This is a genomic window from Thermostichus sp. OS-CIW-26 (assembly GCF_054058395.1).
Window position 1 is genome coordinate 1 of the sequence record NZ_JBSSAG010000056.1, and the last position, 10909, is coordinate 10909.

Sequence of the window (10909 nt, forward strand, 5' to 3'; positions counted from 1 at the left end):
CACATGGCCGGCACTGCGTTTTTAAAGGGCGTCGGCTACGGTCGGCGCTATCCTTCCCTGCCCTGAAGGACGGGGCTTGCCGCGCCTTTTGGTCAATGGGATCCCTCTCCTCAGGGCACGACCAACACCGGGCAGGGGGCAAGATCGATCACGCGGTGGCTGACAGAGTTATTCTGCCCCTCTCCGGAGAGGGTGAGGCCGCGGGATCCCATTACAATTAGGCTAATCTCCAGCTCGTCTGCCACATCACAGATGACAAAAGGCACCTTTCCCTCTCGATACTCACTCTTGACGCTGTTGAGGCCGATTTGATGCAGGCCAGACTCCGTTTGCTTGAGCAGGTTGTGGATGTTTTGCCGAGCTTGTTCCGCCCTCTCCGCGTCCAGCTCCGCGGCATCCAGTACAGAGAGCAAGTACACCTGACTTTTGTAGCGCTGCGCTATGTCTGCCACCAAGGGCAAGGCGTGGCTGGTCTCACGCGAGTTGTCGATGGGAAAGAGCAGCTTGTCGAACATAGTCGCGGATTCCGCGGTCAAGCCCATTCCCTATCCAAGTTGGGGGCTTGCCCTATTCTATCAATTTTACCGGGAGCTCAATGGCCTCATTCCACCCCTGCCCGTTTTCCTGTTGTCAGGGGCTCCACCTGGGCTGCTTCGCCCTAGCTGCAAACGGAGCTCCTCTGCTGTTTGGATGAGTAGCCATTCTATCATCCCGCGAAAGTCCAGCCGCCCTAAGCCATGCTGGGCTGAAGTTTACGCAATTCCTGCCAAAAATCCATTATTTTCAGATTGACCAAACTTGGAAAAGAATAATGAAAAAAGTGTCGCCCCCCAGGGCAAAACCACATTTGATCCCCTGGCTTTAGGTGGTTTCTCCACTTCTCGAGCGAAGCAGGATCCACAATGGGGTCATCCTTGCTGGCGCAAACCAACATCGGCACCGACACTTTCTGGGCTGGAATCGCTATCACCTGAAATAGGGAGTGAGGTATGGGAGAAGTATCCAAATCTTTAGCCAGAGCATAGGAGAGTGAGCGTGCTCGCCACTGTTCTGAAGTAGGTAGAAGGCTCTGGGCTATACGCACCAAGAGTTGTTCCCGACTCCAGCAAAAGATTTTTCGCTGCACATAGAAATGGGCATGCCAAGTGGTAGCAGGCCAACCTCCCACGGCCAGCAAGGTCAGAGACTGTACCCGCTGTGGGTAACGGCAGGCAAAAAGATAAGCGGCCACCCCGCTCAAGCCGTGGCCGATAAGATGAACGGGTCGATCCCAAGCTTTGAGATATTCGTATAGCAGCGTGATTACAGTCTCCAGGCTACAAGGCTCATCCTGGGTTTGGTGGTACTCCCAGTAGGCTATCCGAAAGCATTTCCCCAGGGATCCTAATAAAGGCTGATCAAAGAGCTTGAGACTGGGAGAAATGCCCAGATACAGGGCCTCAAAAGCGAGCGCAGAAGCGGAGCTTAAACTCATATTCGCTATTCCATCTCGACTGTTAAAACCATCAAGGCTGCTAGCCAAACAAAAGATCTACAAAGTCCAGTAGCCAGAAACCAACCGGCAAAGTGCGGTTGAACCATGCAATTGTGAACAGTGCAATTGCCATTGGAAAATGCGGCCCAAAGGATCCGAGCCGATCTGGATAGAGGAGAGGGGACAATACCCCTCTCCTTTCTGCAGATCCCCGAACCAGGGAGCCTCAAACCTCATTCACAGCCCAGGCAAAATCTGGGCCAACACGTCCGCACTGTTCAGGAGCATGTAGGCAAACAGGGCACCGCCAACGCCGCCCACCAGAAACCCTCCCGCCAACTGGCTCCAGCCGGCACGGGTGCGCAAGTTTTCGGGCAAGTCCTCCGATCCTGCCGGTACTCGCACCGGCTGAGGGGATCCCTGCGATTCCGCCATCAGTTGCACTCCCGGCGTCGGATAGGCCACCTCTCCATAGGGGGTGTTCACCACCGCCACCAGCCGCGAGCGCGGAAAAGAGACTCGTCCATAGATCGAAAGACAAACCGTTAGGATCAGCACCAGACCAATGGCCGCCAGCGTACCTGCCGTCAGGGCTTGCTCCGAATTCCGCAGCGGACTCAACTTGTAAAACGGCCCCACCAGGAAGTACCCATGGGCCATGCCGATCTCCAAACCGCGCAGGAAAGGCGACAAGCCCTCCCGGTAGATGGGCAGGTTTTGCAGCAGCAGCAGGGTGAGATCGCCCTGGTTTACCGGCGTGTCCAAGTTGCCCACCTGGGGATCTGTGGCTCGCACCCAGCCCCCGCGCTGGAAGTCAAAGCCGCTGGCCGCCGCCCGCGCCCGGATGGCATGCCAGATGTGCCCCGCCAAAAACAGGATCCCCAAGACAAAGTGGGCTGTAGCCAACCAGGTACGGCTGCTTACAATTCCCCTTTCGTCAGCGGCCAGCCCCAGCGGCCCGTAAAAAGCCGCAGGGTAGGCGATCTCATTGACGCTGACAAAATAGGCCGCCAAGATGCCCATGTAAGCCAGGGCCCCCAGGCTGTAGGAGAGGTAGGCTTCGCCCGAGTAGATCAAGACTTGCTTGGCCCAGGCAAAGGGGCGCGTGGCTATGTGCCACCATCCCCCCAGCACGCAGAGCAGGCCCACGTAGATGTGTCCCCCCACCAGGTCTTCCAGGTTGTCCACGGCGGCCATGCCCTGCTGACCCATCAGCGGCGTCAAGTAGGCGAAGATCCGCAGCGGATTGAGGGTGGGATCCGCAACGATCCGCACGCGGCCCAGGTTGGCATCGTACAGCCCTCCCCAAAAGAGAGCCTTGGCCACCAGCAGCCATGCACCCAGCCCCAGCAGCAGCAGGTGGATGCCGAGGATGGTGGTCATCTTGTCGTCATCTTCCCAGTCGTAGCCGAAAAACTCGGCAAAGGTTTTCCCCTTGCTCAGCACCTCTGGTCCCAAAAGGGCATGGAAGATCCCTCCTGCCCCCAGCACTGCCGAGGCAATTAGGTGCAGAACGCCCACCACAAAAAAGGGATAGGGATCCGTAACCACCCCTTCTGCGTTGACGCCGATGCCCAAGCTGGCCAGATGGGGCAACAAAATCAGCCCCTGGCTGTACATAGGTTGATTTGGATCCCAGTGGGCCACCTCGAACAAGGTCATGCCGCCGGCCCACAGCATGATCAGCCCCGCATGGGCCACGTGGGCCCCCAGCAGCTTTCCGGATAGGTTGAGCAAACGAGCATTCCCTGCCAACCAACTGACCTGAGGGGATCCCTCAGCAGAAGTAGGCGATGAAGATAGAACTGCGCCGGTCATGACAAACTCCCACAGTATCAATGACAAGTTAAGAAGCCGGGTTTGAATTACAGATTGAAGAGCGTTTTTAGTTTAGCCGTCCACTCTTTAATTCGTTTTTCCGTCAGCTCTGGTTGGTTATCTTCGTCCAGAGCAAGGCCGACAAACTCACCGTCAACCACTCCCTTAGACTCGTTGAACTCGTAGCCTTCTGTAGGCCAGGAGCCGACATTTTTGCCGCCACGCTCGGCAATTTTTTTGGCCAGGATCCCCATGGCATCTTGAAAGTTGTCGGGATAGCCCAACTGATCCCCAACTCCAAAGTAGGCTACCGTCTTACCGGAAAAATCGATCTCATCCAAATTTGGGAAAAAACCATCCCAATCAGCCTGAAGCTCCCCAATATTCCAAGTTGGACAGCCGATGATTAAGTAGTCGTACTTCTCAAAGTCCTCAATGCTGGCCTCGGCAATGTCAATTAAATCTACATTGTCTTCGCCCAGCTCTTTTTGAATCATCTCGGCAGCTCTTTCGGTATTTCCGGTTTGAGTGCCGAAAAATAGACCTATTTTTGCCATTGCTCCTACCTCGAAACTGCAAGTGCGAAGCTCAAAATCAGATGGCTAGATAGTCAATGCCTTCAGCGTGCCGTTAGGCCTGCTGTGCAGCGAGCTCTACTCTGCCGGTACGGAAATTGAATCCTCGGGCTTTCAGGGCATGGAAAAGGTGGCCCTGAAGGAAGAAAAAGGCCAGCCAAAAGTGGGCATTGGCCAGCCAAACCCTAGACGTGAGAGCCTCTCCTTGCTCAAAAAAGGGATAGCGATCCAAGCCCACCTGAAGCAGCGGCCCATAGAAAACTTCGGGATAGACCACTGGGTTAACGGCAACGAAATAGGCGGCAATAAATCCCATCAAGGCCAAAGCTCCCAAGCTGTAGGAAAGATAAGCTTCCCCAGACCAGATAAAAATCCGTTCTGCCCAGGCAAAAGGCTTGGTCGCGATATGCCAAACCCCACCTGACACCAGGAGCAAGCCCAGCCAGAGGTGGCCGCCCACCACGTCTTCTAAAGTGTCCACCCCGGCGATCCAGTGGCGCCCTTCTATGCCCAACAGGTGGCCAAAGGGGTTCCAGTTGGGAGACACCAGGCGCACCTCTCCTGCCACCGGGTCGAACAAGCCGCCAAACACCACTGCCTTGAGCACCAAAAGCCAGGCTCCCAATCCCAGCAGCACCAGGTGGATCCCTAGGATGGTGGTCATCTTGTTTTTGTCTTGCCAGTCGTAGCTAAACAGGGGAAAGGCTTTGGGATCCAGCACCGCCGGCCCGCGCAGGGCATGAAAAATGCCGCCAAACCCCAAAAAGGCAGAGCTGATGAGGTGGATCGCTCCCACCGCAAAGTAGATATCCGTATCCAGGACTTCCCCGCCGGATCCCACCCCCAGCCCCAAGCTGGCCAGGTGGGGCAAGAGAATCAGCCCCTGCTCATACATCGGTCGGCTGGGGTCAAACTTGGCCAACTCGATCAGGGTCATCGCCCCTGCCCAGAGAACGATCAGCCCGGCATGGGCCACATGCGCCCCCAGCAGCCGGCCAGAAAGATCGGTCAAACGGGCGTTGCCCGCCCACCACGGGATCTGTTGTTGCGAGCTAGATCCCCCTTCTTGCTTGAGTGTCGTCGCTGTCATCTCCGCTCCTCTTGCGTTTCTAAACAAGCTTTTCTAGGAAAAGGCCAGAGACCTTGCCCCAGGCCCGCCTCTGGCCGCACGGACACATCCTTTCGAGACACGTAACCAACTGTTGAGAGTAAATCTCAACAGCGAGCTGTGACCTACTCTAGGCTTCTTGCAAACAAATATCAATGTCTTTAGAGTTAAGTTTTGTTAAGAGTCGGACTTGTATCCGCCCATAGCCCCACCTGGGGAAGCTGCAGATGGAAGCTGGCCCGCAGAGGGACGAGCCGGGCGATCCGGTGGCAGCCGGTGATAAAAATCTCTCCCTTCTTAAGATTGAGTCGCAATAGCTGGATTACAATCAAGCCAAAGTTGGCCAAGTCGAGGGCAAAGGAGTCGGAGGAGATGTCGAGGTATCTGAAGCTGTGGACGGGGATAGGGCTTTATGTTCTGGTCAGCGGGGCCGCTTGCGGGGAAACCCAAAAGGATCCCTCGGCTGCGGGCGGCGGGGATCCACCGGCCCTGAGCCAGGCTTCGCCTCAGCAGGCAGCTCAAATGAACCCGGAGTGTCGGCCTATCCCGGTGGATGGCGGCGGCGAGGGTGGGGAAGAAGGGGCAGGCTCTCGCCGGCCAGCCGTTGTGCTCTCTCCTGAGCAGCGGTTTCAGGATCGGCAGATTTTGCTCGACTTTGCCGATCAGGTGGTGATCCCTGCCTATGAGCAGTTGGTCGCCGATACCCAGGCCCTGTCTCAGGCCATCCAGGCCTTCGTGCAAGATCCCAATGCCCAGACTTTGCAAGCGGCTCGCCAGGCTTGGTCTGTTGCCCGCATCACTTGGGAGGAGAGCGAGGCTTTTGCCTTTGGGCCGGCGGCTTATTTGGGGCTGGATGCGGATTTGGACGAATGGCCCCTGAACGAGGTGGAGGTGCTGGAAGTTCTCAACAGCGGCGATCCCCTCACTCCAGAGACCGTGGCCGAGTTGGAAAGCGGGCAAAAGGGATTTCATGCCGTGGCCTTCTTGCTCTTTGGCGTGGATAACAACAAGTCTTTGCAAGACTTTACCGAGCGGGATCGGGAGTACTTGGCTGCCCTTGGCCCAGTTTTGGCGGATACGGCGGCAAAGCTGCTCAAAAGCTGGACAGAGGGAGTGCAAGGGCTGCCTGCTTTTCGCGAAGAATGGGTAAAAGCCGGCGAGGGCAGCAAGAGTTATCTCACGCTGCAAGCTGCTGCTGAAGAAATAGCCCAAGGTATTCTCGGCATGTTGGACGAGCTGGGCAAGGTCAAAATTGGCGAAGCCTTCGCCCAGCAAAATCCTTTTCTGCTGGAAAGTCGCTTTGCCCACCATTCGCTGCCGGAGTTCCAGGCCAATGTGCGCAGCGTTCAGTATGCTTACTTGGGCGGATTTAGAGATAGAAAAGGTCGTGGCCTGAGCCAATTTGTCCGGGACATCAATCCCAATTTGGATAGTCAAATTCAGTCGGAGTTACAAGCAGCGGCGGCGGCTCTCCAGGGGATCCCTGCCCCTATCGAAAAAAGCCTTTGCGATGCCAATGCCCGTGGATCTATTACTGCCGCTATGGAAAAAATTGAAGACGCTTTCGACAGCTTTGCTCAGGAAGTTGTGCCGCTCCTGCAGTAGTAAGAAAGTCCCAAAAGAGCTGAGTTGCCGATATTTTGATAGCCGATGCGTCGTCTTCTCCAGATTTTCATGCTGGGATTGGCCTCTCTTTGGGCGGCGAGCTTTCTGGCTTTCCCCGCTGCCCCAGAGGGATCCTAGCCATTGCCCCCTCGAGCGGGTGGCGAAACAACCCTTTGGAACCGCACCTCAACAGCCTACGAGCAGCCGGCTCCCAACTTGGATCCCCGCTGGGCCAGGTTGCATGCCCTGGGGGACATCGCCTTTGAGGCTCGCTTCGTCACCGCTCCGGCGCCTGTTAACCCCGGCCTTGGGCCTCTGTTCAACAACAACTCCTGCGCCGGTTGTCATGTTAAAAACGGCCGAGGTTTTCCTGACAAGGGGCAGCGGGTCGTCAGAGTCAGCCAGGTTGGATCCCTGGATAGAAGCGGGGATCCCCAGCCTTTTGGATGGGAGGCCATTGCTCCTCATAGCAACACTCCCCCTGTGGCCGGCATCGGCACGCAGGTTCAAGAAAAGGCCGTTCGGGGCTATCGGCCAGAGTCCAAGGTGGAGTTGCACTGGGTAGAGCAGACCAGAGAGTACGCCGACGGAACTCCCTACAGGCTGCGTTCTCCTGTTGTAAAGCTGTTAACTCTGGAGGGATCGCCCATCGATCCTGTCCTCATCTCCCTGCGGATCCCCCAGCCGGTGTTTGGAGCGGGCCTACTGGAGGCCGTTCTCGCTTCTAGGATCCTGGCAGCAGCCGATCCTGACGACGCCGATGGGGATGGCATCTCTGGCCGCCCCAACTTGGTTTGGGATCAAGAGCAGCAGCGTCTGGTGCTGGGACGGTTTGGTTGGAAAGCCAATACCCCCAACCTCAGGCAACAAACTGCGGCCGCCTACGCCAACGACATGGGTGTCACGAATCCTCTTTTTCCGGCCGCGGATGGCAGCCAAGATATCGACGAGGCCACTCTCCAAGCGACAACCGTTTACGTGCAAACCCTGGCCGTGCCTGGCCGCGCCCTTTGGCAGGATCCCCAAGTTCAGCGAGGGGAAAAGCTCTTCGTCCAAGCTCAATGCGCCAAGTGTCACCGACCAGAGCTACAAACCGGCATTCATGAGATCCCTGCCCTGGCCAACCAAGTCATCCACCCCTACACCGATTTGCTGTTGCATGACATGGGCGAAGGACTAGCAGATGGCCGCGCTGACTTCGAGGCCACGGGCCGAGAATGGCGCACCCCCCCTTTGTGGGGCATCGGCTTGTCGCAGACAGTTCTGCCCTCCTCCGGCTATTTGCACGATGGCCGCGCCCGCAGCCTCGAGGAGGCCATTCTCTGGCATGGGGGAGAAGCTGAACGCTCCCGCGAGATCTTTAAAAATATGGCTGCTGAAGACAGAGAAGCCCTGCTCTATTTTCTTCGATCCCTCTAGAGCTCTGCCCATTTCCGCAGCAGGTTCGCGTAAACTTTGGAGATCAAATCAAAGTGGCGTGTCTTGCCCGATTCCTGAAACATCTGCTGCCGCACAGTCTGTAAATCAAAGAGGATCTCGCGTTCTTGCGGATCCCTAATTAGGCTTTGAACCCAACTGACGGCAGCATAGCGGATCCCACGGGTTACAGGCTCAACTCGGTGCAAGGTGGAAGCAGGATAGAGGATCAAAGCACCCGCCGGCAGCTTGTAGGCTTGCTCCCCCTCGCTACTCTCGATCTTCAGCTCACCGCCATCATAGTCTTCAGGGGCACTTAGAAATAGCGTAAAGGAAATATCCGTGCGCATCAGCTGATGCCGATCGAGCATCAGCGCATCGTCGGTATGAGTGCCATAGGACATTCCCGCTTCGTAGCAGCTAATTAAAATGGAATGAATGAGCTTGGGCCGGGCAGCCATCTGGAACAACAAGTTACGCTCTAGAGCTGCCAAGATAATCTCCTCTATCTTCCGTTGCTGAAGGGATCCCTTTGGCATTTGCCTATTGTTTTTGACAAGCCTGGCATTCCAGCCTGCCGTCAGAGCACCATCCACAAATTCAGCATCGGCTATGAGGGACAGAATCTGTTGCAATTCTGCTAAACTAAGAACATCGCCAATACACAAGATCATTATCAACCTCTAAAAAGCAAAATACATGACACCTTCTACACTAGCAAAACAAGCCTTATGAAAATCATGCCTACTTCGAGCATCCCTCGGAAACCTTAAGCATCTAGCAGAGAAAGTAGAGATCTTTTGCCCTATGCAGCCACCTTCTGGTATTCGACAAAAAGAGCTCTGCGAGCTATTGGGCTTAGACTACAAGGCTGTTGCCACCGAGGCAAAGCGTCTGGGCTTGAGCACACATGCCTATCTGCAACAGAAAACAGGTTGGATCCTGAAGGATGAACTCTATTATCCGCCCGGCACTACCTTTGACAAGTCAGCAGATGGCGAGTCAGTAGGATCGTCCCCTACCCCCTCAGAGGATTTGTCCTCTAGCAGCAAAATCAATTCCAGAAAAAGGAAAGACATCCTCTCACTGCTGTTGTTGCTTGTTGTCCTGTTAGCTGCCATCTTGCTGGCCCGTCGCTTAGATCCAGAGGCAACTCGAGAATTTATAGCAAAACTAGGCCCCTGGGCACCCCTTGCCCTGATTGGATTACGCTCCCTGAGTATTATTATTCCTGCCATACCCAGCACCCTTTACTCCATCTTGGCAGGAGCCCTCTTTGGATTTGGATCGGGAATCCTTTACATTGCAATTGCTGATTTTATCTCTTGTACACTTAACTTCTACCTAGCCAGAAAGTTTGGTAGAGACCTAGTACAGCGAGTAGTTGGGCGACAATGGATGTACAAAGTCGATGCCCTTTCAGCTAACTATCTGGAAAACAATATTTTTCTTACAGCTGGTTTTTTAATGACGGGCCTATTCGACTTTGTCGCCTACGCCGCCGGCCTAACCCAAATAAAATGGCAGAACTTTCTTCTCGCCCTAGCTTTGGGCATTGCCGTCTCTACACCCCCAGTAGTGGCTCTGGGGGCAGGGATCCTAGAGCAGGGAAGGTGGCTGCTGGGCTTTGCTTTGCTGGGAATGTTTGCTTTGGCGATGTTAAGCGGCTGGCTGAGTAAAAGGCGGCGTTCTTAACTTGCCTTTGATAAAGTCAGAACAAAAGCAAGGTCAGCAGTGGCTTCTAACTCATGGGGAACATTTGCCGAAATTAAGACAAATATGCCCGGAGATAGAGAGATCTTCTCACCTGCAAGGGTTAAGACTCCAGTTCCTTCAATGACGTGGAGAGTAGCGTCCCTTGTGGAGGTATGCTCGGAAATACTTGTGCCTCCCGCCATACAGAAAAGAGTATGTTGGCAGACTTCACTTTTCCAAATGATCTTGCTGAGAACTCCTTCCACAGAATAAGCAATGTGATCTTTGAGCTGCAAAAAAGGTGACTCAGGGGAGACAAGAGACATCATTAAGCCTCCTTCTTGGCAATCAGTATGATGTAGCCTAGGTTATTTCGATATCGGCTAAAGATTTGCTTCATAGATAAGATCCGCTGCCGGATTACAGGACGTGTAAGCACATTCCACACCATAGTTAAGAGCGTCGGCAATCCTTCCTCTGTAGCAATAGCAACGGGATTGAGCAAAGTTAAGGGGCCGGTGGCATACTGGACAACCGTAAGATTTGCTTGCTGAACAGTTGCAAGCCAGCTGTCAGTAGATAAAGGATTGGCATTGACATGGATTACGGAGGATAACTCCTTGCGGATAGCGTCGCTGTTGGATCCCTCAACTCGCAGCTCATGGCTGAGGAACTTACCCCCTGGCTTGAGGCAATTGTAAATCCCTGACAAAATCTTAGATTTTCCTGCATCGGACTGCATTGTTAAAATAGCTTCCGCCAAGACATAGTCAAATTTCTGATCGATTTGATCTAGGTGAAAGATATCGCCCTCGAGGATCTCAACTTGGCCGGCTAGCCCTGCTGCAGAAACATTAGCGCGAGTGCGAGCAATGTTATCTGGATTTTTCTCAATGCCGGTAACATGTATGCCATAGCGCTTTGCCAATCGAATAGCCGTGTAGCCAAGGCCTGAGGCAAGTTCCAGCACAGTTTCTCCTCGACGGAACTCGGCAAACTTGAAGAGCCGTTCGGTAGCGCCAAAGCCCCCCGGTCGAAGTGCCTTTTTACCTGCCGCAGCCAGTACCTGGTGTCCAGGTGCATTTTTTGAGTCCAGCTTAGACATAGGTAACTCCAAAAAAGATACAGCCTTTTAATTTAAAATAGGGTACAGGTATTCAAGAGGAAGGAGAGAAAGGAATGCCGACTCATTCTTTGGATTTGCGGCAAAGAGTTGTA

11 protein-coding genes are annotated in these 10909 nt (G+C 54.5%); 3 read left to right on the forward strand and 8 right to left on the reverse strand.

Annotation, left to right across the window (positions count from 1 at the left end):
- Positions 1–110 precede the first annotated feature (110 nt).
- The 5 genes from ACVW0C_RS13850 to ACVW0C_RS13870 form a co-directional block, all read right to left on the reverse strand.
- The gene (locus tag ACVW0C_RS13850; RefSeq protein ID WP_414357691.1) at positions 111–515 is read right to left on the reverse strand and encodes a universal stress protein; all 405 of its coding nucleotides are present in this window, start codon (positions 513–515) and stop codon (positions 111–113) included.
- Positions 516–730: 215 nt separating this feature from the next.
- A complete protein-coding gene (locus tag ACVW0C_RS13855; protein ID WP_414374510.1) occupies positions 731–1522 on the reverse strand; it encodes an alpha/beta fold hydrolase in 792 nt (263 codons plus the stop codon).
- Between the two features lie 189 nt (positions 1523–1711).
- Positions 1712–3292, reverse strand: a complete 1581-nt coding sequence (locus tag ACVW0C_RS13860; RefSeq protein ID WP_414374509.1) for a chlorophyll a/b binding light-harvesting protein — start codon at positions 3290–3292, stop codon at positions 1712–1714.
- A 47-nt stretch (positions 3293–3339) separates the two neighbouring features.
- Entirely contained in the window at positions 3340–3849 is a 510-nt protein-coding gene (gene fldA, locus ACVW0C_RS13865; RefSeq protein ID WP_414381563.1) for a flavodoxin FldA, read from the reverse strand.
- 73 nt (positions 3850–3922) lie between these two features.
- Complete coding sequence (locus ACVW0C_RS13870; protein ID WP_011433842.1) at positions 3923–4957, reverse strand: chlorophyll a/b binding light-harvesting protein; 1035 nt, start codon at positions 4955–4957, stop codon at positions 3923–3925.
- 390 nt (positions 4958–5347) lie between these two features.
- On the opposite strand from ACVW0C_RS13870, the gene ACVW0C_RS13875 reads away from it, so the two are divergent.
- On the forward strand, positions 5348–6580 hold the full coding sequence (locus ACVW0C_RS13875) for an imelysin family protein (protein WP_011433843.1): 1233 nt from the start codon (positions 5348–5350) through the stop codon (positions 6578–6580).
- A 141-nt stretch (positions 6581–6721) separates the two neighbouring features.
- Positions 6722–7999 (forward strand): di-heme oxidoreductase family protein, encoded by a 1278-nt coding sequence (locus ACVW0C_RS13880; protein ID WP_457385991.1) that lies wholly within the window; start codon positions 6722–6724, stop codon positions 7997–7999.
- Here ACVW0C_RS13880 and ACVW0C_RS13885 read toward each other — a convergent pair.
- On the reverse strand, positions 7996–8670 hold the full coding sequence (locus ACVW0C_RS13885) for a Fe2+-dependent dioxygenase (protein WP_011431398.1): 675 nt from the start codon (positions 8668–8670) through the stop codon (positions 7996–7998). The two genes, ACVW0C_RS13880 and ACVW0C_RS13885, sit on opposite strands and share 4 nt — an antisense overlap.
- A gap of 133 nt (positions 8671–8803) precedes the next feature.
- Between ACVW0C_RS13885 and ACVW0C_RS13890 the strand changes: the two genes are divergently transcribed.
- A complete protein-coding gene (locus ACVW0C_RS13890) occupies positions 8804–9691 on the forward strand; it encodes a TVP38/TMEM64 family protein (RefSeq protein WP_228375352.1) in 888 nt (295 codons plus the stop codon).
- On the opposite strand, the gene ACVW0C_RS13895 is transcribed toward ACVW0C_RS13890, so the two are convergent.
- Positions 9688–10020, reverse strand: coding sequence for a cupin domain-containing protein (locus ACVW0C_RS13895; RefSeq protein ID WP_011433845.1), 333 nt, complete (start codon positions 10018–10020; stop codon positions 9688–9690). The two genes, ACVW0C_RS13890 and ACVW0C_RS13895, sit on opposite strands and share 4 nt — an antisense overlap.
- A complete protein-coding gene (locus ACVW0C_RS13900) occupies positions 10020–10796 on the reverse strand; it encodes an SAM-dependent methyltransferase (protein ID WP_414358094.1) in 777 nt (258 codons plus the stop codon). The genes ACVW0C_RS13895 and ACVW0C_RS13900 overlap by 1 nt, the downstream gene beginning before the upstream one ends.
- Positions 10797–10909 lie beyond the last annotated feature (113 nt).

Bases quoted from the DNA above. Each gene is read 5' to 3' on its own strand.
- ACVW0C_RS13870 (WP_011433842.1), bottom strand. From the start codon at position 4,957: ATGACAGCGACGACACTCAAGCAAGAAGGGGGATCTAGCTCGCAACAA.
- ACVW0C_RS13895 (WP_011433845.1), bottom strand. From the start codon at position 10,020: ATGATGTCTCTTGTCTCCCCTGAGTCACCTTTTTTGCAGCTCAAAGAT.
- ACVW0C_RS13900 (WP_414358094.1), bottom strand. From the start codon at position 10,796: ATGTCTAAGCTGGACTCAAAAAATGCACCTGGACACCAGGTACTGGCT.
- ACVW0C_RS13875 (WP_011433843.1), top strand. From the start codon at position 5,348: ATGTCGAGGTATCTGAAGCTGTGGACGGGGATAGGGCTTTATGTTCTG.
- ACVW0C_RS13860 (WP_414374509.1), bottom strand. From the start codon at position 3,292: ATGACCGGCGCAGTTCTATCTTCATCGCCTACTTCTGCTGAGGGATCC.
- ACVW0C_RS13850 (WP_414357691.1), bottom strand. From the start codon at position 515: ATGTTCGACAAGCTGCTCTTTCCCATCGACAACTCGCGTGAGACCAGC.
- ACVW0C_RS13890 (WP_228375352.1), top strand. From the start codon at position 8,804: ATGCAGCCACCTTCTGGTATTCGACAAAAAGAGCTCTGCGAGCTATTG.
- ACVW0C_RS13885 (WP_011431398.1), bottom strand. From the start codon at position 8,670: ATGATCTTGTGTATTGGCGATGTTCTTAGTTTAGCAGAATTGCAACAG.
- fldA (WP_414381563.1), bottom strand. From the start codon at position 3,849: ATGGCAAAAATAGGTCTATTTTTCGGCACTCAAACCGGAAATACCGAA.